The 20,492-nt window shown below is 52.6% G+C and carries 26 protein-coding genes; 11 read left to right on the top strand and 15 right to left on the bottom strand.

All coding sequences use genetic code 11. The features are described from left to right. Nucleotides 1-279 precede the first annotated feature (279 nt). Nucleotides 280-648, bottom strand: coding sequence for a hypothetical protein (locus tag L901_RS19185; RefSeq protein WP_147401473.1), 369 nt, complete (start codon nt 646-648; stop codon nt 280-282). Between the two features lie 334 nt (nt 649-982). Here L901_RS19185 and L901_RS27175 point away from each other — a divergent pair, with 334 nt between their 5' ends. From L901_RS27175 to L901_RS19170, 3 genes are all read left to right on the top strand, one after another. Continuing rightward, nucleotides 983-1,315 (top strand): hypothetical protein, encoded by a 333-nt coding sequence (locus L901_RS27175; RefSeq protein ID WP_147401475.1) that lies wholly within the window; start codon nt 983-985, stop codon nt 1,313-1,315. Nucleotides 1,316-1,359: 44 nt separating this feature from the next. After that, the gene (locus tag L901_RS19175; RefSeq protein WP_059759610.1) at nt 1,360-1,902 is read left to right on the top strand and encodes a hypothetical protein; all 543 of its coding nucleotides are present in this window, start codon (nt 1,360-1,362) and stop codon (nt 1,900-1,902) included. A gap of 82 nt (nt 1,903-1,984) precedes the next feature. Further along, complete coding sequence (locus L901_RS19170) at nt 1,985-2,269, top strand: hypothetical protein (RefSeq protein WP_059759608.1); 285 nt, start codon at nt 1,985-1,987, stop codon at nt 2,267-2,269. Between the two features lies 1 nt (nt 2,270). Here the strand turns inward: L901_RS19170 and L901_RS19165 are convergent, their stop codons facing one another. The 4 genes from L901_RS19165 to L901_RS19150 form a co-directional block, all read right to left on the bottom strand. Further along, nucleotides 2,271-2,633: a hypothetical protein gene (locus L901_RS19165; RefSeq protein WP_245289668.1), complete on the bottom strand. Its 363-nt coding sequence runs from the start codon at nt 2,631-2,633 to the stop codon at nt 2,271-2,273. A gap of 71 nt (nt 2,634-2,704) precedes the next feature. Beyond that, the gene (locus L901_RS19160; RefSeq protein WP_003522411.1) at nt 2,705-2,932 is read right to left on the bottom strand and encodes a hypothetical protein; all 228 of its coding nucleotides are present in this window, start codon (nt 2,930-2,932) and stop codon (nt 2,705-2,707) included. Further along, nucleotides 2,925-3,611, bottom strand: a complete 687-nt coding sequence (locus L901_RS19155; RefSeq protein WP_082710728.1) for an acyl-homoserine-lactone synthase — start codon at nt 3,609-3,611, stop codon at nt 2,925-2,927. Before L901_RS19155 ends, L901_RS19160 begins: the two co-directional genes overlap by 8 nt. A 74-nt stretch (nt 3,612-3,685) precedes the next feature. Continuing rightward, nucleotides 3,686-4,432: a LuxR family transcriptional regulator gene (locus L901_RS19150; RefSeq protein ID WP_059759615.1), complete on the bottom strand. Its 747-nt coding sequence runs from the start codon at nt 4,430-4,432 to the stop codon at nt 3,686-3,688. A 48-nt stretch (nt 4,433-4,480) separates the two neighbouring features. On the opposite strand from L901_RS19150, the gene L901_RS27480 reads away from it, so the two are divergent. From L901_RS27480 to L901_RS19140, 4 genes are all read left to right on the top strand, one after another. Further along, on the top strand, nt 4,481-4,648 hold the full coding sequence (locus L901_RS27480) for a hypothetical protein (RefSeq protein ID WP_183044080.1): 168 nt from the start codon (nt 4,481-4,483) through the stop codon (nt 4,646-4,648). A 786-nt stretch (nt 4,649-5,434) separates the two neighbouring features. Continuing rightward, a complete protein-coding gene (locus tag L901_RS27475; protein WP_197419712.1) occupies nt 5,435-5,698 on the top strand; it encodes a hypothetical protein in 264 nt (87 codons plus the stop codon). Continuing rightward, a complete protein-coding gene (locus L901_RS19145) occupies nt 5,679-6,089 on the top strand; it encodes a helix-turn-helix domain-containing protein (RefSeq protein ID WP_059759606.1) in 411 nt (136 codons plus the stop codon). Before L901_RS27475 ends, L901_RS19145 begins: the two co-directional genes overlap by 20 nt. After that, nucleotides 6,079-6,474 (top strand): hypothetical protein, encoded by a 396-nt coding sequence (locus L901_RS19140; RefSeq protein WP_059759605.1) that lies wholly within the window; start codon nt 6,079-6,081, stop codon nt 6,472-6,474. The genes L901_RS19145 and L901_RS19140 overlap by 11 nt, the downstream gene beginning before the upstream one ends. Nucleotides 6,475-6,561: 87 nt before the next feature. On the opposite strand, the gene L901_RS19135 is transcribed toward L901_RS19140, so the two are convergent. The 4 genes from L901_RS19135 to L901_RS19120 all read right to left on the bottom strand — a co-directional run bounded on the left by L901_RS19135 (nt 6,562) and on the right by L901_RS19120 (nt 10,896). Continuing rightward, a complete protein-coding gene (locus tag L901_RS19135; protein WP_059759604.1) occupies nt 6,562-6,765 on the bottom strand; it encodes a hypothetical protein in 204 nt (67 codons plus the stop codon). A 739-nt stretch (nt 6,766-7,504) separates the two neighbouring features. Next, nucleotides 7,505-7,912 carry a hypothetical protein gene (locus L901_RS19130; protein ID WP_059759603.1) on the bottom strand — a complete coding sequence of 136 codons (408 nt, stop codon included), beginning with the start codon at nt 7,910-7,912 and terminating at the stop codon, nt 7,505-7,507. 109 nt (nt 7,913-8,021) lie between these two features. After that, nucleotides 8,022-8,546: an AlpA family transcriptional regulator gene (locus L901_RS19125; RefSeq protein ID WP_003522421.1), complete on the bottom strand. Its 525-nt coding sequence runs from the start codon at nt 8,544-8,546 to the stop codon at nt 8,022-8,024. A 175-nt stretch (nt 8,547-8,721) separates the two neighbouring features. After that, complete coding sequence (locus L901_RS19120; protein WP_059759601.1) at nt 8,722-10,896, bottom strand: hypothetical protein; 2,175 nt, start codon at nt 10,894-10,896, stop codon at nt 8,722-8,724. Between the two features lie 227 nt (nt 10,897-11,123). On the opposite strand from L901_RS19120, the gene L901_RS19115 reads away from it, so the two are divergent. From L901_RS19115 to L901_RS27160, 3 genes are all read left to right on the top strand, one after another. Next, nucleotides 11,124-11,630, top strand: coding sequence for a hypothetical protein (locus L901_RS19115; RefSeq protein ID WP_147401477.1), 507 nt, complete (start codon nt 11,124-11,126; stop codon nt 11,628-11,630). A gap of 324 nt (nt 11,631-11,954) precedes the next feature. Beyond that, nucleotides 11,955-12,830: a hypothetical protein gene (locus L901_RS27165; protein ID WP_147401479.1), complete on the top strand. Its 876-nt coding sequence runs from the start codon at nt 11,955-11,957 to the stop codon at nt 12,828-12,830. 42 nt (nt 12,831-12,872) lie between these two features. Next, entirely contained in the window at nt 12,873-13,166 is a 294-nt protein-coding gene (locus L901_RS27160) for a hypothetical protein (protein WP_147401481.1), read from the top strand. A gap of 66 nt (nt 13,167-13,232) precedes the next feature. Here L901_RS27160 and L901_RS19105 read toward each other — a convergent pair whose 3' ends face one another. After that, nucleotides 13,233-15,224 (bottom strand): acyltransferase family protein, encoded by a 1,992-nt coding sequence (locus tag L901_RS19105; protein WP_059759592.1) that lies wholly within the window; start codon nt 15,222-15,224, stop codon nt 13,233-13,235. A 224-nt stretch (nt 15,225-15,448) separates the two neighbouring features. Then, nucleotides 15,449-15,973, bottom strand: coding sequence for a hypothetical protein (locus tag L901_RS19100; protein ID WP_059759590.1), 525 nt, complete (start codon nt 15,971-15,973; stop codon nt 15,449-15,451). Nucleotides 15,974-16,227: 254 nt separating this feature from the next. On the opposite strand from L901_RS19100, the gene L901_RS27155 reads away from it, so the two are divergent. Further along, entirely contained in the window at nt 16,228-16,644 is a 417-nt protein-coding gene (locus tag L901_RS27155) for a hypothetical protein (protein WP_147401483.1), read from the top strand. Here L901_RS27155 and L901_RS19095 read toward each other — a convergent pair. The 4 genes from L901_RS19095 to L901_RS19075 form a co-directional block, all read right to left on the bottom strand. Further along, a complete protein-coding gene (locus L901_RS19095; protein WP_059759588.1) occupies nt 16,612-16,794 on the bottom strand; it encodes a hypothetical protein in 183 nt (60 codons plus the stop codon). The two genes, L901_RS27155 and L901_RS19095, sit on opposite strands and share 33 nt — an antisense overlap. Nucleotides 16,795-17,185: 391 nt before the next feature. Continuing rightward, nucleotides 17,186-17,752 (bottom strand): hypothetical protein, encoded by a 567-nt coding sequence (locus L901_RS27150; protein WP_147401485.1) that lies wholly within the window; start codon nt 17,750-17,752, stop codon nt 17,186-17,188. A 545-nt stretch (nt 17,753-18,297) separates the two neighbouring features. Further along, on the bottom strand, nt 18,298-18,492 hold the full coding sequence (locus L901_RS19080; protein ID WP_059759584.1) for an AlpA family transcriptional regulator: 195 nt from the start codon (nt 18,490-18,492) through the stop codon (nt 18,298-18,300). Nucleotides 18,493-18,879: 387 nt separating this feature from the next. Further along, nucleotides 18,880-20,304 (bottom strand): site-specific integrase, encoded by a 1,425-nt coding sequence (locus L901_RS19075; RefSeq protein ID WP_059759582.1) that lies wholly within the window; start codon nt 20,302-20,304, stop codon nt 18,880-18,882. Nucleotides 20,305-20,492: the final 188 nt, after the last annotated feature.

Genomic DNA, 20,492 nt, shown 5'->3' with positions numbered 1-20,492 from the left:
CCGGGGGCACCAGTAAAATCAATCGCTTAGTGCAGTTATGTTGCCCAGCCTCTACTAGTGCATGCGTCTTGGGCAACATATTGGGCAACATCAGCTATTATTGGCCAACGACCGAGCCTTTTCGACTTTCGTTTTGGCCGCGGTGAGGTGCTTCCCCAAGCCGTTCATTCCGAATTGCAGGGCATTAGCCTCCGTTCGTAGGTTCTCATCACCGCTCATGGATTCCAAAGCATAGTTGATCAGAACTGGTTTTCGAGTCCTTGGATGGTCTTCGGGCGATCAGAGGTCATCAGACTCATCCTTTGTAGAAATGAGATGGGGCAGAGAGGACAGCAGCGCTGCCGTTTCACTTTCGCTGAGGTGGCCTGAATTCTCGCGTGCGAGGTTGGCCAGGAAGCTCGCCTTCGTGCGCGCATCAACTATGAAAGTCGGGAGGAAGGAGCAGATCGCGAGCGTTGCACCTTCCAGAAGAGCACCTTCTGTCATCTGGCGGTTGTCGGCTTCTGCGCGCTCCCGGCTATCCCGGGGAGCGTCATCGGCATCTCGCATCGCCTCAATGACAGCAGCGTAGTGACGCCAGTAGGCCTCCATGAGGCGGGGAAGTGCGGCCACGCCTTCGGCGGCGGCCGGAATCGATGTGTTCGGCATTTCGGTATCCACTTCTTGCGTTAATCAATGCTTAGGGTATTATATGATACCTGAGGAATCGTCAATACCTGAGGCATTATTTTAGCGAGGACAGATGATCACGAGTGAGCAGGTTCGAGCAGCGCGCGCGCTGTTGCGATGGGAACAAAAGGATTTGGCTGCAACTTCCAAGGTGTCGCTGCCTTCCATTAAAAGGTTGGAATCGCAGCCCGGACCATTGGCTGCGCAGGAACGAACGATTGAAGCGATCCAAACCGCGTTTGTTTCAGCTGGTGTCATATTCCTTGACAAGGGTATATCGGCTGAGGGCGGAGCGGGAGTGAGGCTTAAGTAAATGATGACCGATCCGAAAACGTGGCCTTTGGTTGCAGGTTTTTTAGCCGCAGCCCTATGGTTAGCATCGGCTGTTTTTTCCTTTGCGGCGCTCCGGGTAAATCTCGATGTCACAGCTCCGCCCGGTTATGACCGCGATCACATTGGAATATTACTTGGCACAGATGGCAACGGCCGACCAGCCTTCAGCATTAACGGCATGACGCCGCCCACAAAGAATGAATGGTTGCAGTATCAGCGAACTGCATTTCGACACGGCGCAATAGCGGCGGCGATTAACGGAACAGCGGCAGTATTTGCTTGCATTGCGGCCTTCCTTGCCTTCGTGATTTAGCATCTCAAAAGCAGCACGAGGGTAAGGAAAATGAGGTCGGGAGAATGAACGCCTGGGCAACGACAATTATAAGCGGACTGGTTCTCGTTGTTGCATTTATGCAGTGGAGAACAGCGCATCAAAAGGTACTACTCGACCTATTTGAAAGGCGCTTCAACATTTACTCGCGGGCATTGAAGATCATAGACCAAACTCTCGGCCCTGAGGCGTCAACCTTTCCTGAGGACCTGCCATCGCTCGCAGAGGAATCGCGATTGTTGTTTGGAGAGGAGGTCTATGATTACCTCAGAGGAATGGTAAAGCCACTCGCTTCCATGGGATCCGATATGTTCCTAGCCCGCCAGATTGACCACTCGTCGTACTTGGAGAAAAATCCTTATTTCGACGTTGACAATACGCACACCGGCGAGAGAACTGCTGCGGTCTGGAAAGCAAATTCCGATGAAGCGCAACGCCTCAAAGCAGCGCTTCTCTCTGCTGTTTCCCCATATTTACGAATGGACCAGAAGCAAATCCTAACTCCTGCTCAGTGGTTCGAGAAACGCAACCGTATTCGGCTCAGCTATGCCGACGAGAAGCAAAAATGACTGATGAAAACCAGACAGCTCACCATGAACTTGCGCATCAGTCCGCGTTGGAAACACAAGAATATCTCAGAGAGGCCGTCAAATGCACGGGCTGGCGTTACCCGAGCTAGAGGAAAAATTTGTTTCAGCGGTCAAGCATGTAGCCCGTAATGGAGACGACAGCCGCAGCCGTCTTGAGATAAATGATGCAACAGCAGAATATGGCCTCCGACGCGTTGTCCCGCCATACCATCTCATTCGGGAGGAAACAGAAATTATGGCAGAAAGAGGCAGAGCGCGGCTGGCTGAAATGACAGATGATGAGCGTCAACGCATGGAGCGCGCTATTCAGGCGCGGTACGCTGACGCCAACGCGCTCAAGCAATGACTTAACGTTTCCAGCTCTCTTTGCCATCGAGAGCCGGGATGCTCAACATTCCCCGCTCGTCACTCATCCCATAACGGCGATCAAGCCACACCCGTACTGCCGGCCAATATCGCTTGTTGACAAAGAGCGGGTCTGGCTGCGGAAATCCGGCTTTGGACGCTGCGATGATCGCCGTTTTAAATTGATCAAGACTTAGGCCCAAGCGTTCCGCGCACTGAGCCTCAGTTACAAATAGGGCGTCTGATTTTGCCATGGTGATTCCTAGTATGCTATCGCTCGATGCCGTTGCATCGAGCGATAGCATACTAGGATCGAAGGCCATGTAACGTAGATGGGTCACAAAATCACTTTTGGTCAGCCTCATAATTCTTAATCTTGCAGCCCTGATCCTGGGAATTATGAATATCGCTGGCTTTCTCCAACGCTGAACGGAACTTAATCGCCGGCAGGCGTCTCTGCTCTCGAATAAACGAGCATCAGCTTTGGTCTTGGTTCAGCCTCTGACTCATAAACCTGTTTCGCTTCTAGGCGAACCATGTCGAGAAGGTAGGTAAGGAAGCGAACGCGATCACTCGGCGGGCAAAAATTCACAAGGGAAATCAATTCGTCCGTCTGCTCAGCGATGTATTGCGCAACCGCATGTTCTGTTAAGGGGTCATGCATAGCCTACCTCCACGACCTCTTCTGTATGAGAATGGTCAACAAACGCTCTGAGCGCATTCTTGGTGATTGGGTTCAATGCATCTCCGGCCAGTTCCAGCACACTACCGTTGATGCGCGCACCGCGATGATGAGATAGAAGTGCGGCCGAGGATGGAGCAGCATGTATGGGCACAACGAGAGCCCCATCATAAACCATCGGCGCGGCAAGAGGCGTTACGTCCCAGAGATTGGACACGAGCAGGTTGACCAACTTCGGATGAGTCTCAACGATCAAGGCTTCAATGCCTGCGCTTAGGCAGAATTCAGCAACACCAGTCAGTAGCATATGAGAAGCTTCCACACCGCGAAGCCTTGTATCAGGCTCGGCCACGCATCGCGTCCATTCATAAACATTCGCTTGACGCGGATAATCGGCACCGTTCATTATTTCCGGATAGACATCAGAAAGAAGATGCGGCGCACTCGTAGTTAGAAGTCTAGAATAGCCTAGAACGACACCCGCATCTTCCAGAACGAGATGAACGGCGTCATCGGTATCAAAGACATCTATTTCCCGGCTGTCCGGTTTTCGAAGTGCCTCCCAACCGAAACGCTCAACAAAATGACGATGACGGAACTGCCACACCCTTTCGGCAAAGCCTGAAGCCTGTAGCGATGAACCCTTGAAATATCGAAGCATTAAAACCCCCGCAGATTTGCAGGGGTAGGCTTAGTGGAGGGGGATTTCTGGTAAATAGGCCGTTCTGCCTATTGTCAGCGAATGAGCCCTATGCGGATGGCTTCGGCTATGAGCTGCGCACGATTGACGCAATTCATCTTCCGTTGTGCATTGTGAAGCTCGTGCTGGACAGTTTTCTCTGAGCGCCCAAGAATTTGCCCTATCTCCCAATTGGTTTTGCCTTCCGCACACCAGCGAATTACGTCGCGCTCGTGCTGGGTGATATGGGGTGTGTCTTTTTTACTGGCCCCGCTTTGTTGCTCAAGTAGCGCCTTGAGACGGTTGTGGGCATAAATGGCCACGATATGGAGAACGCCTTTTGCTTCAGTGGAGAGGTCGATTTTCTCTGCGCCGAACGTAACGATGGCCTGAAGGCCCCCCGGCATGTGTAGCGGCACACTATAACCATCCAGCATCCGAAATTCGGAAGCTTCATTCATCAGCTTCTTGGCTTCGCGCCGAATGGGTTTGCCGCCCAACTCCTCTGACCAGACAAAGGCACCATCAGATATTTTGCTTTGGTAAATCACAGAATCGATATGAACGTAGTCTTCCGCGACATAGCGCTCGAACCAGCCTTCCGGCCAGGCACTCAGCAAAACGTATCTATCGATTTTTTCCCCGGGTAACGGGATGCCGGAAATCGCAAAACAATCGAGACCGAAGCTCTTGGAAACTTTCGACAGGTCATGAATGATAGCGTCCGCATCATTGGCTGCTGTCATCGCCGTAATAAAGTCAAACATGACGTTGGCGGCCTGTTGCCTGTCGTGCGTGTCCATTATGCGCCCGTCGAACTTGGTATGGTCAATTTCCCGCAGGAATGGATAATGGTATACGACAAAGCGATTATAAATCTCTTGCTTCAAAGGGCACATGCGGAATTTGAAAAAGGCACGCAACCAAGAAGAACTCTAGAGTTTATGCGAAAGATGATCGAGAATAACCGGCTGGCCGATTATTTTTCTCATCCTGTCAGCCAGAAGAGCGAGCCGTAAAAGGTGCTTGCATAGTGTTGGTTACCAATGAGCACAGCTTTTTTACGCCGAGCTAAAGTCAGCTCGCACCAGACCAAGTACGGCAAACTAATATTCATTAGAGGTTGACTGGAGATATTGACTCTCCCAGTGGGTTGTAGTGAAGCTTGAGCTATACGGTGCACCTCGCGTCGGGGGAACTGGGGACTACATGAGATATATTTTTATTTTGCTGGCCTTCGGGCTGGCTGGGAGAAGTCGAGCTTGTCTTCGTGCATTCTGCTCGTCTGTCTGACCTGAGGACGCGAAATGGGAAAGCGTCGTTTCTAGATGCGCTCAGGACCATCGCGGAGGAAACTTCTGTCGGGAGCATCAAATTCGTAGATTAGGGGTTCGCAGCGATAAAAAAGAAACCGCCGGTCAAAGATCGGCGCTTTGCCGCGGTATGGGTGTACTTCGGTTGGCTTGACACATCTAACGACAATTGAACGCGACCAAAGAAGCAGTGAGCGAACGGGTGTAAAGCCACAACACGTTACAAAAATTTAATCGCCTTTCATGATTGTTAACCGGACTTTGTTGACTTATATGGCAACATTACATGCATTATGCGAAAGAGGAATCCTTCGACGGATACGCGTACCACTCAAGCCTCGCGAATTTGAAGACAGGGAATTTTATGCCTTCCCTGATTTCATAGCGTTCTTGGATGGCCCGGTTAGACAGCAGAGGGCAATAGAGCCATCAAACGCCAGCCCAAAAAATCAGGCAGCTGGTTTTTTAAAGTTGTTCATCTCGGGAGCACCCATGTCTGTTGGAAGGCAGTTTAAGCGGATGAGACCAGAGGATCGAGATGTTTTTGAACTTGTCACGCCAGATCTTCGGATTTTTGGCTGGTTCCCCGCATACAATAAATTCATCGCTGTAAAGGGCGATTTCATGGATCGAACTCACGGCCATAATTTGTACCCGGGATATCGGGACTTGGTCGTAAAAGAGCGAGATGCGATTGATCTAGATCCGCCCAAGTGGACACCAGGAGCAACAGAATATGACGTCATTTCTTTTTGAGCTGGATCATCCCAAAGATGAAGCCGCCGCGGCCTTCGTTGCAAAGGTCGGACGATTGCTGCAAACGGCACTTGTTGACAGAAAGGAAATTGAGAAGATCACCCAGCAGGAGATCGCCTCTCGTTTGGGTATAGACAGGTCGCGGGTGAATAAATGCTTTTCTGGTTATGCAAACCTGTCTCTTGAGAGCCTAGCGGAGATTTGCTGGGCCATGGACGTTGAACCTGAATTAACTTTTAAGCAGCTCCTCGGCGATCGGGAAATTAATAATAACAGCCGCGTTGGCGAGAATGTTGTCGTTGTTAATACGCGACAGCTGAGTATCAGCCCCAGCCTCACTGGTGCGGCGAGCAAAAACACAGTCCAAATCGAGTATCCCCATGCAAGCTGAGGTTCGGTCCGCCATCATATGTGACGATATTCGCAAGGAAATTACAGGAAAAGATATTCTGATCGGCGTATATAGTGGGGCGATTACAGTTCCGTCTTATCCACTGACCTTTCCGACGGCTTTTTGGTTTGAAATCGAACCTAAAATATTGGGTAGCTTGGATTTTGCTTTCAAAATTACGTCACCCACTGGAAATCCGCCAATCGAATTGGGTGGCACAATGCAAATTGTTGCACTTGAGCCTACTATTTTTGCGATTAGCGGGATACCATTACATGCGGAGCATGATGGAGATATTGTTCTCTCATTCCGTTCAGGTGAAAATGAATGGATTGAAATCAAACGGAAGAAAATAATCCGCGTTTCTCCGGGCCAGACGAACTAAAGACGGACGATTTAACACATGGTTCTGACCACCATTGTAACTGGTTTGAGAAAACCCGCTCCGGCGGGTTTCTTTTTGCCCGAATTTCTATTTCTCGCCGTCTGGAACAATCAGCCAGAACAACTGCACCAGGTCATCCCACAGCCGGCCTAAATCCTCGATCATCGCGGTGATTTCCAAGTACGCGTAGACAGCTGCGACGATGAGCACGATCAGCATGCCGAACAGCAGCCACGGCCAGAGCCTGGGTTTTCGCGTTGCACCAGACTGCGCGTTTTGCTCAGGAACCATCCGGTACTTACCCCACCATCCTATCTACATCTCTTCAGTTACCATCACTGAAATCTTTCGCCGTGAAGGTGTACATTAGATCGCTGGTATACCTAAAAGCACGGATAGAGCCGATGGCTCATCTAAAACCACGAATGTGACGTCGACACTTCCCGTTGCGCCAACTTTACGATTGGCGACCCCATAATAGAGCGGTTTGAACCTAGCCCTTGCATCGTGATATCGAGGGAGGTCTTTCAAAGGCACGCCGTTGAAAACCACCAGCACTAGCCCATTTTGCGAACGGTGTTTAGTTTTGTGTGTCATTTGCCATTGTAGCGCTGGAAATTACGACAACGTCTCCCCGTTTAAGTGACGTTAGTTCCTCGAACTAGGGACGGCTACAGCCAAAATACGCGCGTTGACTGCAAATGGCATTCAGGTTGCTGTCCTGTCCATTCCGAATGAGACGGCACAGAGCCCACTTATCATCGCTCTCATAGCTTCCGTGTCGATAGTAACTTCCGTTACAGGACCATTCAGCCGAAACACCGCAATGCTTGTTACTGTTGTCAATACAAAGAACGTAGTTTTCCGCTTGCACTGGCGCGGCAATAAAAATTGCCAGAAATATAAACGCCGCCCGCAATTTACCCTCCTGCGCTAATTCGACGTTGAATTCGGTTACGATACACCCTGAGATAGAATAGTCCATAACGGATGCGGTGCTAATGCATTGCGGGGCATGAACCAGACTGGTTCAGAATAATGGAAGCAGATCGCCAAAACCCCAAACGACTGTTCCAGTGGTCGCAACAGTTAAATGGTCAAGAATGAACCTTCTTTGAATCGCGCCCATGAGGTCTGGCAATAGCTCGGCCCTATCCTCTTTACCGATTTCTTTTGCGAAGGCTGATGCAATCGGGATGACGTCCAACTCGAACATCTTCAGATACTGAGATTGTGCGTATGCGTGCCAAAGAGTGAGGAGGGTCACCAACGCGCCGTACCGGGGGAGCACTGTTGCGCTTTCAGAGATGTAGCCGTGAACGCATCCCAGAATAAGCAATCCGCCAGAGACCCAGAACAGAATGCCCCGGTATCTCTTCGTAAGGTCTGCAGCCAACATTTTCGAAAAGGCTTTATCCCCTGGAGATTCGTTACGCATTTACCTCACCGCGTCTTTTGCAGGGGAGGAAATACACCGATTGTGGAAAGAAAGAACTAATGGCGAAGGTGAGAGTTGAAGCCCATCGACCATTCAAATGCTGCCAAGTCTAATTGTCACTCTCGACTAGTTCACCGATCGCAGGTGTCGCCTTGGCCCTAAAGTTGCGTGTGGTTTTCGGCAGCTCTATCAGAACCACCGCTACGCGAAGAGCGCCCAGCCAGAGAGGGAATGTCTCTGGCCCCATTCCTCGTCCATTCACTTTGCGATAGTTCTCAAGCTTGGACGTATAGCCCTCTTGCATGCCTGATCTGGCATCAACTTCCATCACGGTCATCTTCTGACGTTCCCGCTGCTTCCGAAGAGCCTTCACCAACTCATCGTAATCCGTGATCAGGTTGGAAACCACCTCATATCCCTTAATGGACTCCGGTAGATCGGGGTTCAGGCCCGCCCGCCGCAGTTCCCATTTCAGGATTTCGGTTTCGTCGTAATAGTTACGCCTGCCTATTTTGATAGGCTTGGGGAATTCCTCTTCCGCGCTCTCGCACCACGCTGCCACCGTCCACCGGCTGACACCATAGCGCTGGCAGACATCGGCAGTCTGAAGCATTCGACCTTCACGCTTTCTCATCGGCCGGCTCCTCTGTCTTGCTTCGGAGCCGGACGAAACCGGTGCCACCTTCTGGGACATTTTTTATCTCCACGCGCTGGTTTTTATTGGTGATCGGCGTAGCACGGTGAATTCAGCGTTCGCAAAGCACAGGCTTCTAACGCGATATCTATTTGATTTCGTTGAGTGCCGTGAATTATCCTCTCGAAACATCTCCGAACCAATCGAACGCCGTTGTTGCCGTCACCGCTGTGTTTGTGCGAATGGTGAACTGCGTCGACGTGATCGTATCGACAGCAAAAGAATTCACGCCTGATGCCGTCAGCGTGCTTCGAGGCGTCACCTGTATCTCCCCGCGCTCGGGTGCTCTTCCAAGACCATGCGTGACCACGACCGTTGATTGACCGTTGGGCATGTCAACGCCGCCATGGTTCTTCGCTTTGAACGGACGGCACGGGCCGACGACTGTTGCAGGGCCGATGACGGTCATGGCACCATCAGCGTTGATGCCTGTCAGAAGATTGAAATCCGAGGAGCCGGTTTCCGCGAGGAAGGTTGCGCCAGGAGACCCGGCCGTCTTGCGACCTCGGCCAACCGCGATTTTCGAGCGAAGGGTGTTTTCGAGAATGATGGCAGTCGATCCAACCGAGGATCGGTCGTAGCCCTGCACCACGCCGGCCTCATAGACGATTTCATCGCAGCCGACTGCGACAAGCGCGGTATCTGAATTGAACACGACATCTGGGCGGAAAGTGCAATACGTTGCGCCCTCGACGCGGACCGCATCACCGTTTCCGCTCCCGGCGTTTGCGTAGCCGAGCCAGAAGGATGAGAAGTGCATTTGCGTCAGCTCTGAAGAGGCTCCTTTGACGAGTACCAACAGGTCGCCGCAGGTATCGATCATGCCACCGGTCCATGTAAACCACTTCACCGGTTTGCCGCCGGGATTGTCGCCGATCAGAACACCGGTATTGCCGCACGCCAGAACCTCAAGCCCCACCACCATAGAACCAGAAACGCTTTCGCCACGGAAGCCGACAGTCTCGCAGCCGGAGATGATGCCACCGTGGATTTTGACGGCATTCTCGATGACGGTGTTGCTGCCGCCGCCGGCCGCTAGACCGTCGAGAAGGCATATGCCGCGATAGCACGTCAACGCGCCGCCGGGCGTCGGGCCGCCGTCGATTTTTATGCGGGTCAGATCAGTCTGCCAGTTGTTGCGAAGCCGGATGGCATCGCGAAGAGCGTAGAAACGAACATCCCGGATGAAGCCGTTATTGAGCGCCCCGAAGTCGATGCCATGGGCATTCACATTGGTACGTCCAGGGCCATAGATGCAGAATTCGGCGAGGCCGATCCGCATGTCATCATTGCCAGCAACAGTGGTTGTTTTGAACGCGGGAACGTTTTCCGTAAGGCGAACGGTAGTCACGCCGTCGCCTTCACCGACTATGTGCACGTTATGCGCACCGGTAAGGTCAACGCTCGTTCCTATACGGCCGACACCGCGCGGGAGGCGAAGACGCGCGGCATTTTTTCCCTGATATTGATTGATGCCGCCGAGGGTTTTGAAATACGCGATTGCAGCGGCAAAGGCGGCGCTGTCATCGTTGACATCATCCCACTTCGCGCCGCCGGCAAACCGGCTGTCGCGGATGTCAAATTCGATCAGGCGTGTCGCCACCTCTGCGGCAAGGCGCGGGAGGCCGACGTCTCCCACGCGATACCATGTGCGTCCGTCCATAGAGGTGAACGTGTCCGAGCTTCCATTGTTTGAGCTGACGTAAAGACCGCCATTGCCATCACTAGAGGCCAGCTTCCCGGCAACAGACAGCCATTCCACGGCAGGAGGGATCATCGCACCTGCGGCATCGGCAACCGTGTCGAACCCGTGCACATCCTCAGAAACGGAGAAGCTTGGCTTTGAGTTTTCGAGTTCACCATTTACATTCCAGCGCAGAAATGCCCCTGTATCTGACGCAGGAAGGCTTGGGCCATTTTCGCCATAGGCGGATTTAACTGAGCGGTCGATATCGCGGCGAGCTTCCTGCATCTCGCCTTGGATCGTATCAAACGCGAGGTTCAGATCGCGAGGTTGGATGGGACCAAATCCGAAACGATTTTGCCGGCGAGGGTTACGATCCCCAACAATCCGAACCTTGCCGGTGACGCCGGTTGCCATAATCACACGCGCGTTGTTGGAAACACCATCGACATATGACGCCGATACGGTGAAATCAGACTGTTCCTGACCATTCACATAGACCGCCACATCAGAGTTATCGAAGATCGGGAAAAGCGCTTCAAATTCCGTCGTTGCGACGGTCGGGGTATAGGTCGTGATGCGTGCGTCCGGCGCAGTCGTAGACATGGAAAACCACCAAATCTCAGTTGATCTGGTGGCAATTTGCCCATTCTAAAGGATTGCCCGCAAAGCACAGGGGGACCAGTGGTATTGTTGTCTAAACCGTGCTCTTCGACGGTTGAAGCTTACCGATTTGATCAAGGCTTCAGCGTGTCCAAGCACGTTACAGGGGCATCGAATCGCGTTATTCTTCGTAATTTAGATATGGGGGTAATTAATTGGTCTCAGCGTACGTGGCCACGGTATTATCAAGCGGCTTGGTGGCCGGTCTTGTATCGTTTTTCCTCGCTCTCCAAAGAGACCAGCATCTTTCGCGCCAGCAAAAGGCTGAACAACTATACCGCTCAGCTGATCGTTGGACCCGGGATGCCGGAAGCTACTTTGTTGGTATGCTTCCTATTCTGATAGACGGTGGAAAAATCCGGGACGGCAACGACCTGCTCAAGGGGCCAGAGACGGGCCTCGCTCAAAGCGAGATTGAGATGCTGGTAGCTTTTTATTTTCCGAACGTTTCTCCCGCTTGGCAACATCTCTATGAAACGAGGGGAGCGATAGTGAACGCCATGATCAGATGCGACAAGGGACAGGGAACCGCGCGCGAGTACGATGCTAAATTAGCCCTGTGGGAGTCGGCGAGGAAGCGCCTACTGGAAGCCATCACCACGGAAGGCAAAAAATACGCTTCTTTCGAGCCTTGGAAGAGGGCAACACTCCTTTGGTTACGCCGGAGTGGAAGCTAGGACTCAGAATCCCTTACTGCACCCGAGGGTCTTTAAACTCCTTTAACTTTGTCACCTCAGGCGTCCAAAGCATCGGAATTCGCCACCTCTGCCCCTTAGTCGATGTAGATAATCGCTGCTTTATGCAAGGCCACCATCTCGCCAGAAGCGCAGCTTGTCCGTACCTTTTTAGTGAATGCCACCTCTGGATCTCCAACGGGGAGCGCTTGGACCGCCACGACTGCAGTTCATATACAGAAAAACGGGTTTCTCTGAAGTAACACAAATCGCCGCTGGGAAAAGGCGGCGGCTCTGGACGCCGTGTCGTAGAGGTAGGGCCTTGTCATGGAAATTAAATCTGTCCGCATTGCCGATTGTCATACAGGCATCAAATCTGCTGGCCCGGTGAATATTAAGGCCGATGATGTGACCTTTGACAACGTTACAACGCCCTGGAATCTGGCGCCGGGCTCGGAAGCGCGAATAACTAACAATCACGTGATGAGAGATCCGAAGTTGCGCGAGACGCGCTCAGCGACATCGATCGGCTGGCGCCGGCCACACGGCCCGCCTTTGCCGAGTTTTTGCCCGGAATGTCGGAGTATATTTCCGTCCCAAAACTACGTGTTTGCCGGCCCTTATTTTTACTGCTGGGGAAACACGGAAGAATGCATCGTCTGCGGGTACGACAAAGCCGAATTGAGCAAAGGCGTATTTGATCTCTCGAAAGAGACCGTCGAGGTCTTGCGAGCACCGGACATCACCCGAGAGATGATTGAGCGACTGGCCGCACTCGGCCGCGATGCGCTATCTGGAAAATTGCGCCCCGATGAATTTGTCGAAGCCGCACAACAAATTCACCCATCGCTGGGGAAGACGATACTAAAATGGGCTGGCTACCCGGCGGCGGTTATCAGCTCTTTGGTCTGGGTGCTGTCCGCAATGGATATGACCTTAAACTGGAAAGAAAGACTGGATGAAAACCCCGCAGTCGTCGATCGCATTTTAGAGGCTACTTTCGGCGCGATGTCATCTCATTTCAAGCAACATCAAGATGACCCAGTCGGGGGCGCGCTTCAAAATCTGGAAGGCGATCGCTCCGGCAATGTTGGCGGCCACCCAGCCGACAACGAAGCCGTAAAGCCACAGGCCTCTAAGCGGCTTTGGGACAGCGAACTGCCCGAGAAAGGACCCGTACCAGGCGCGCGCCCAAAGCCGTAGCGAACGCCTCCCCATAGCTACGCCACGACCGCGGTTGGTTCGATGGGGGTCGCGAAGGCTGACGACATCGACACGTCCGACGATGCCTACAGCGAACACAGCTTTTGCGTCAGTCGAGACGCCCTCAACATAAGTTGCCGATACGGCGAAGTCCGTCCGCTCCACACCATCAACAAGGACAGTCAAATCGTCGTTGTCGAAGACCGGAAACAGCGCCGCAAACTCTGTCGTGGCTACCACAGGATTGTAGGTGGTGATGCGCTTGTTGAAAGTGGTGACGGACATATAGAAACCTGCCAAATCATCATTGATTTATTGGCAGATTGCCCATGCTGACGGACTGCCCGCAAAGCACAGGCTATTGCGGCAGGCGCGGCCCTCGTTCTGGCGCGGCATAAACCGTTATTTTCCAGATACGGCGGTCTTGGAGTTTTGCAGCGCTGGCAAAAAGCTATCTGGAATAGATGCCGAAAACTGAAACGTGACATGGTTATTATCACGATAGATCGGCTTGCCGCCTGAAAACGCGCTGCAGCTTATGGAGTCGCAGAATTTGCTTGTTAGGTCGATGATTTTGGCACTCGGAAAGCCTCGCATCAACGTGTCTACTTCGGAATTGCGCTTGTCGTAATTAGTTCGCGGTTCCAATGGAAACCCGCCCAACCCGAACATCTGGCGTCTCCCCCATGTGTCCGCAACAGGATAGCTGACCTCCGGCACTTGTCTCACGAAGTAGATGTTGGCGCCGAGTTGGTCGATCTTATTGATTGTTCGAGCCATGCCGTTAGCAAAGACGGATTTGTTGTTCTTTGATCCTGTCGCGTCGGTAATGACCACTCTATGACCGTTGTCATTACGATAGCGGTCGCCTGAATAGTAAAGCGCCCAGCGAGAGGCCACGATCACCGTTTGTATAGATGGGTAGCGTTCAATAAGCCCAGCGGCTCGTTGGTTGGCGTTATCGCATTCGGCTTCATATCCCTTTCGGTCCTGCCAGACCCCCAGGAGAGCGATGCACCCGCTTTGCTGCGCATACAGTCCAGTTACTCCAGCCTTTTGGGCTGCTAACGAAACGGCCGGCAACAGCCCTTCAGCATGGGAGTCGCCCCAAAACAAGAATGATGGCTCAACCCCTTGGCCACTATTGATCACGCAAGTGCCTTCGGCGTCGCAATCAGCAAATCCTTCAAGCGGGCGCAAATAGGCCCCATCGCGTTCAGCAAGTAGGACTGTTGGAATTCTCGAAGGAAGTCCTTCATGATTTAATGCCGAAATCGGTAGAACCAGCAGTGTACCCGTGACGGCAAGGACGCATGCGACTAGCCTCGGGTTCGATTTGATTGCGGAACCTTTGTAGACTGGCCATTCAATAAAACGATAACTGGCGTAAGCGAGCACCAGGGTTAATGCGAGGACGAATAGAATTCTGACTGCCCCGTGGTGGTCAGGAAAGATCAAGTTCCAAGAGACAACGATAGGCCAGTGCCAGAGATACAACGAATATGAAATGCGCCCCAGAAAAAGCATCACCGGCCGCGTGAGAAACCAAGATGCCCATCCACGATTCGTGGTGACGCCGGCTATGACGAGGGCGGCCCCGGTGGACGGCAAAACACCCCAAAGGCCGGGATAGTACATCCCTGATCGAAAGGTTAAGGCGCAGAGGAAAATTGCCACCAAACCAACGGTCGCCAGTGCCGGAGCGGGGCGCGCCGACGAGGTTCGAAAGAACATTGCAAGGTTAGCGCCGATTAGGATCTCGTAGAACCGGAAGGGCGTAAAAAAGAAAGCTCCGTTGGGTTGGGCCAAATTCCAGTCTGATGCATGACCGCCTAGGAACAGCCACAGTACCAGGGCATTGAAAGCGATTGAGACGGCAAGGGCTGCTCGAATGAACGAAGCCGAACCTACGCGGCAGAATGATGCAATCAGCAAACAGATGGGGAATAACAGATAGAATTGCTCTTCGACGCTTAGAGACCAAGTGTGGAGCAAAAACTGGGTTTCGGCGGCCTGCGAAAAATACCCCGCGTCCTGCATGAAATGAAAATTGGAGACGAGGGTTATCGTGGAGATGAGACTGTTTGAAAAACCCAAAAGCTCGTCTGGATATTCGATCAGAAAAGCCACCATCGAAGAAAACGCAAGCACAGTCAGCAGGGCTGGAGCCAAACGTCTGACGCGCCTAAGGAGGAAACGCCCATAGGAGAAGCGGCCAGCATTGATATCATCAACGATTATCCCGCTGATCAGGAATCCTGAAATAACAAAGAATATATCAACGCCTATGAATCCTCCTTTTAAGATGGAGGGCTCAAGGTGGAAAGCGATCACCAAGCCAACTGCAATTGCACGGAGACCATCAATGGCCGGGATGTATCTAGGTAATTGCATAGGCCACTTCGTCGCACCAAACTTTACCCGACTTAACACGGTCGATTGATCTTTCAAATATCCGCTCGCTTGTTGATGGGCGACGGACTAATCGGCGGACTGGCGGAAATCGCACTTATCGCGCGGGCCAGCGGCGTAGCCGGTGGATTTTAAGGGTTATCGCTCGAGTTGAAGAGCCGAACGCATCTGCTTTTCGTCGGTCAGCATCGGCGTTCATTGCACCTTTAGTTGGAGTTTTCGATGGTTAATGGGTTCACAGCTTGGGGCTTTTCGTCGGTCAAGTCGATCACATTGCCAGGCGTGACATTGACCTGCGTGTTGACATGCAGGTTGATATTTGAGCTGGGATTGTCGATGAGAGCGGCCTTCGCCGCGTCGAGCCGCACCCGCGCGCCGGCAGCGGTATTTTTCAGCTGGGGATCAGTCATCACGTCTCCTATGGTGCGAACCGCAACCGCCTTGAGACCCTCGCGATAAATCTCGATTTGCTCATTCATGAACCTCCGCACCGAAGGCTTTTGCAACGCAGCTTTGAGAGCGCGTCCTGAAATGCCGGCGCGCTCCGCTGCGTCATCGTTCATGTTCTTTGGATTGAGGTCGTCGGCCGAGATCAGGATTTCGATCGCTTTCCGCACCTTTGGCGTCAGCCCTGAACCGCGGCCGGACAGTTTTTGTCGCCCAGGCTTCACCGCCTCCCGCTGCCGAGCGGCGATCAAAGCGTCCGGGGAAGCGTCATGCCGTGCTGCCATCATGTTGTTCCTGTTCAATTAAGTAACGCAAACTCGCGCCGACAGAGGTTTCCGGCAAAGCACAGGTCAGTTGGAAAGAAATCCTTTACAACTCAGTGTGGGGGAAATTCCCCCGAACTGACGATGTGAAAAGACCGGGGAGAAGTCGTCACAACTCCACTTCCTTGCCCCGGTCCTCTGGTACGGCGTGCAGCCGATTGGTGTCAGGAACTCAGCGCCGGATAGCGGTTGAGATACAGATTGGTGTATTGTCGATGATATTCGTCACGAACCCGAGGTTCAGAAACAGCGGCATCGAATGCATCTTTCCAAGCTTTCCCGGCCTTGGCAACAGACTTCGCGACAATCTTGCCGATCCGGCACCGACATACCCGCTCATTCCGCTTGTTCGCGATCTCTCTCTCTACATCAGTTCCCCGGTGTCAGCGCAGATACGTTTCGTGTTCATCGCGTTTCTCCGTAAGGTAAAAAAAATCCTGATCCAAATGTCTCAAATGGTGCGAGTTGTGTGTGAGGGTGGAACTGGAAAACTCACGCCCAATTTTGCCCCCCACCTGGTTTGCGAAGGCCCGGCAGAAATGAAGGGGGGCGGGGGCAAAACAGTGCAACATGTCGGCGGTCCGCAGCGCGGTGGATGCCTAAGCGTCAATCGCGTCGATATCAGCCTTTAGCGCCTTTTCCAGCGCCGCCTGCCGCTGCATCTTCGTCCACTGCGTCAACGGCCATTCATCAGGATGGTTCGTGATGGCCTCGCGCGCGTCCACCGGCGGCAGCTCGATCTCTTCACCGTTGACGCGGTAAATCTTCACTTTCGTAAACATCTGCGGCCTCCTTTGACCGTTTCCCATCGCGGCTGTTGGAGATACGTCACCAAAAACGTCGCTGAATTGGCGTCTCTGGTTGCCCAAGGGTTGCCCCAGAGACGCCTGGCAGGTCGGCATGGCGGGTGCCCAACAACATATATATCACTGATCTAAAAGGGATTTGAAACGAAATTAAACGCGATTACCTTCTTATTTATGATCAGGAGGTCTTTTTCCACTTCTCTTTCCGTATTTCGAAATGTTGCAGGTTCGCTCCCGCGTGCGATCAAGACACCTCCATGCACCAACAACACGATATCCTTATGTACACCCCCCCATAACCCCGATAACTCTGATAACTCTGATAACTCTGATTACGGCGGTCACTGCGATAACCCTGTCTCTCTTGTCAGGTTATTGGGTTATCGCGGTTACTGGGGGTTCCTGCAGAGGCTAAACTGGCGGCATATTTGGGGTGGATGTAGCGCCCCTTATTATCCGCCTTGTGGACCTCGCCGGCCAAATTCATCTTGTAAAGCAATTGCTTGACGTTGGCATAAGGCAATCCGAGAAGCTCTGCGAGGGACTTTGGAGTTATCGGCTCCTGGTTATCGTCAAGAGCTTTCAGAATAACCGAGCGCTCGTCAGATCGCCTCACTTCAGCGGCTTCGCCGACCAAATCCCACATCCCGCCATTGAATTTGAGAGCGCTTTCCTTTTCTTGGACATCGCGCCCGCGAACATACAGGGTCACACCATTTCCGTCCTTATCGAGGACGAGAGTTGTATCAGCTACGGCGCTCAAGCCGTTGGAGCCGGAGAGGGCTTCCAGTGGATCGTCAGCACCACCCTTTTTCGTATGGTGCAGGCCGATGACGGCTATCCCGTTCCGTGTCGCCCATTGCTGTAATGGTGCCCAGATCGAATAGTCGTTTTCGTATGCATTCCTGGATGCAATTCCGGCCGGCTTGTTCAAGCCAGCGCTCGACGGATGAGACAATCTTCAATCCGTCACCCATCGAAAAAGTGGTGGCGTAGCCTATCAATTCGGTGCCGAGAGCGAATGCACGGCCATTCCAGAGGGCAATTTCCCCTGTGTCCGGACGGAAATAGACCAGATCGTCCAGCTCCTTGAACAGAAACCAGCGTGCACCGGTACGCTCACGTTCAAACCGGCCATCGTGGCCCCGAAATCCTCGAGCTTCTCCGGCAGATAGGTGCCATGCGGTGTCGATTAGTTCTGGTCTCACGACGACACCCCGCAGACGACGCATTTGAATGGACCGCCAGATCGTGAGAGAGGAATGCGGACCCTCCCGCTATGGCCGCAATTGCACTCGATCATTTTCGTGATCATCGTATTCGATGTGGTCAGGCCTTGAGCCTCAGCGCGAAGCTGCGCCTTGCTTTTTCTTTTCTTGATTTTGCCTGGGATAAGGTTCATGCCATCACGCGGTTCGTATCCGAGCCGAGCTACAGCCTGCTCCTTGCGGAGCTTCTCGAAATTGCGTCCCGTCATAGTCAAGCTGCATTCTGGTCGCGCTTGGCAACGTGTGCCGCGATCCAATCATCAATCTCAGATTCCAGCCAATACCGGCTTTTCATCCCTGTCGGCACAGGCTTGGGAAAGCGTTCGCTTTTCACGAGACGCCACAGGTGTGTGGCTGAGAAATCGAGGCCCTTAGCTTTGAGACCCTTGGCATCGATGAGTTTCATGTTCGCTCCTTTCATGGTGTGGAGCGAACATCACCTGCGATAGAAATCCTCGCAAAGCACAGGTTATGCAATGAACGTTATTGAAGCGCTATTGCATACCAAATTAGTCCACCTGGGAGGGGTGCATGCTGGAAAAAGCGTCCGACATCGAGCTTTGATGTTGCGGATTGATACGGAAAGTTACGGTTTTAAACATGGGCCTGCGAAACCGACCGAAACTTCAGCGGATATCGAGTTCTGATTGCTCAATTTTGCGCGCAATTGCCCGTATTTGCACATGGGTAGCGGCACATTTCGGCACGAAACGGGACACTTTGAGACACATCAAAGGCCGATGCGCATAAAAATGCAAATAACGCCTCATCGCTCGGTTTTCCATAAGTAAAGCTATTGAGCTGTGCGAGTAGGTAACGAAATGACATTGTCAGGCGCGGGATCGACAATTGACTGCAGCTTTTCTTCCCATTTGTCCAAGGCTTGACGGCGCTCATCAATGAATGCCCATTGATCGTAGACTGCATCTAGATCCTTCTGCGTGTGAGCAATGATCAGTTCGGCCACAACCTTGGAAACGCCAAGGGCGGAAAGGCGAGTCCGGACGGTGCGCCTGATATCATGCAGAACGAACGGCTGCAGTTTGACAAGCTCAGGGTTTCGGCCCTCTTCTTCAGTTCGCCTTTTGAGCGCCAGCAGCATCTGGGCATCCAGAGTGATCTTGTTTTTGGAGAATCCATTCATCGGTTTCTCTCCACCAGTTGTCGAGAACAGGAATTCACCTTTGTTGAGCTGCGGCAAACTCGCGATCAGAGACCTTGTCATGGGGGGGAGAGGCGCGTGGTGGTCATTGTCCTTCTTCATTCTTTCCTTTGGAACAGTCCACATTGACGATGCGGAGTCGAACTCGGAACGAGGAGCGTCCGTAACCTCCGAACGCCGCAGGCCGGTAAGAAGCAAAAGCTTGACTGCCGACCCATAGGGGTAGCCCATGATGCCGGCGGCCTCCCAGAGAGCCGCAATCTCAGAATCCGTAAGAACACGCTTACGTTTGGTCTTCTTGCCAATCACACTCTTCGGCTTGATCCGGTCGCAAGGCGACGCCTCAAGACCAAACCTTCCGCTCTCGATTGCCCAGTTGAAGAAGGCGCGGATATACGCTAGGCAATTGTGAGCTGTAGTATGGGCGTCCCTCGCGATTGCATCATCGATTACGGTGAGGATGTCTTTTTTCGTGACGCCCGAAAGCGGTCGATCTCGCAGACCTTTCCTCAACTTTCCTTTACCCTTTACAGACGACTTTCCTTTTTCACCTGTTTCCCACTTGTCGTTCACAAACTCGGTCATCAGTGCGCGCTCGACGTCCTCCGCGCTGCGCATCAACGGCCTATTCCTATCTTTCCCAATCACCCGCGTTTTTAGGTAGATGTCGATGGCATCGCCGAATGTGTTGGCTTGGCGCTCTATCTCGCGCGCTTTCAGCTCTTCAGATCGGACTTGCGGGTCAACGCCTGCGGCCAGCAAGGTGAGCCATTCTCTTGCTTTCTTGCGAGCGGCTTCCAACGAAGAGGAGTCCTGACCATCTGCTGTTCCGGCATCCCCAGTCTTTTCGATGTATGTTCCTAGAAGGCGGCGTGTGGGGTTCTTCTTTCCCGGATACCTTGCGACGAGGACGAACGATTTCTTCCCAGTTTCCGTGACCCTAACGAGCAGTCCTGGAACGATGGCGTCTGGTATTTCATATCGGTCCGTTCCTTTCGGCGCAGGCTTGAGAGCTTTCAGAGCCCTGTCTGTGAAACGAAGCTTCTCTTTAGCCATGGGCAACGACTCCGGGCAACACCTGGGCAACAAAGACCCGCGGCAATCATTGAAATGAATTGAAACTTATTGAAATATGAAATATATGAAATTGCAAGGAATTTTCAAAGTTTCCGAGCAGATTGAGCTGCATTGAAATGAATTGACACCTTTCATTCTCTGATTTGTAATCAGGGGGTCGCGGGTTC

The organism is Agrobacterium sp. D14 (genome assembly GCF_001526505.1).
GTDB lineage: Bacteria > Pseudomonadota > Alphaproteobacteria > Rhizobiales > Rhizobiaceae > Agrobacterium > Agrobacterium leguminum.
This window is presented reverse-complemented; position numbering and strand designations above follow the sequence as displayed.

Coding starts and splice junctions, on each gene's coding strand:
- L901_RS19185 (WP_147401473.1), bottom strand. CDS start 648: ATGCCGAACACATCGATTCCGGCCGCCGCCGAAGGCGTGGCCGCACTT.
- L901_RS27175 (WP_147401475.1), top strand. CDS start 983: ATGATGACCGATCCGAAAACGTGGCCTTTGGTTGCAGGTTTTTTAGCC.
- L901_RS19175 (WP_059759610.1), top strand. CDS start 1,360: ATGAACGCCTGGGCAACGACAATTATAAGCGGACTGGTTCTCGTTGTT.
- L901_RS19170 (WP_059759608.1), top strand. CDS start 1,985: ATGCACGGGCTGGCGTTACCCGAGCTAGAGGAAAAATTTGTTTCAGCG.
- L901_RS19165 (WP_245289668.1), bottom strand. CDS start 2,633: ATGAGGCTGACCAAAAGTGATTTTGTGACCCATCTACGTTACATGGCC.
- L901_RS19160 (WP_003522411.1), bottom strand. CDS start 2,932: ATGCATGACCCCTTAACAGAACATGCGGTTGCGCAATACATCGCTGAG.
- L901_RS19155 (WP_082710728.1), bottom strand. CDS start 3,611: ATGCTTCGATATTTCAAGGGTTCATCGCTACAGGCTTCAGGCTTTGCC.
- L901_RS19150 (WP_059759615.1), bottom strand. CDS start 4,432: ATGGACACGCACGACAGGCAACAGGCCGCCAACGTCATGTTTGACTTT.
- L901_RS27480 (WP_183044080.1), top strand. CDS start 4,481: ATGGTATACGACAAAGCGATTATAAATCTCTTGCTTCAAAGGGCACAT.
- L901_RS27475 (WP_197419712.1), top strand. CDS start 5,435: ATGTCTGTTGGAAGGCAGTTTAAGCGGATGAGACCAGAGGATCGAGAT.
- L901_RS19145 (WP_059759606.1), top strand. CDS start 5,679: ATGACGTCATTTCTTTTTGAGCTGGATCATCCCAAAGATGAAGCCGCC.
- L901_RS19140 (WP_059759605.1), top strand. CDS start 6,079: ATGCAAGCTGAGGTTCGGTCCGCCATCATATGTGACGATATTCGCAAG.
- L901_RS19135 (WP_059759604.1), bottom strand. CDS start 6,765: ATGGTTCCTGAGCAAAACGCGCAGTCTGGTGCAACGCGAAAACCCAGG.
- L901_RS19130 (WP_059759603.1), bottom strand. CDS start 7,912: ATGCGTAACGAATCTCCAGGGGATAAAGCCTTTTCGAAAATGTTGGCT.
- L901_RS19125 (WP_003522421.1), bottom strand. CDS start 8,546: ATGAGAAAGCGTGAAGGTCGAATGCTTCAGACTGCCGATGTCTGCCAG.
- L901_RS19120 (WP_059759601.1), bottom strand. CDS start 10,896: ATGTCTACGACTGCGCCGGACGCACGCATCACGACCTATACCCCGACC.
- L901_RS27165 (WP_147401479.1), top strand. CDS start 11,955: ATGGAAATTAAATCTGTCCGCATTGCCGATTGTCATACAGGCATCAAA.
- L901_RS27160 (WP_147401481.1), top strand. CDS start 12,873: ATGGGGGTCGCGAAGGCTGACGACATCGACACGTCCGACGATGCCTAC.
- L901_RS19105 (WP_059759592.1), bottom strand. CDS start 15,224: ATGCAATTACCTAGATACATCCCGGCCATTGATGGTCTCCGTGCAATT.
- L901_RS19100 (WP_059759590.1), bottom strand. CDS start 15,973: ATGGCAGCACGGCATGACGCTTCCCCGGACGCTTTGATCGCCGCTCGG.
- L901_RS27155 (WP_147401483.1), top strand. CDS start 16,228: ATGATATTCGTCACGAACCCGAGGTTCAGAAACAGCGGCATCGAATGC.
- L901_RS19095 (WP_059759588.1), bottom strand. CDS start 16,794: ATGTTTACGAAAGTGAAGATTTACCGCGTCAACGGTGAAGAGATCGAG.
- L901_RS19080 (WP_059759584.1), bottom strand. CDS start 18,492: ATGAAACTCATCGATGCCAAGGGTCTCAAAGCTAAGGGCCTCGATTTC.
- L901_RS19075 (WP_059759582.1), bottom strand. CDS start 20,304: ATGGCTAAAGAGAAGCTTCGTTTCACAGACAGGGCTCTGAAAGCTCTC.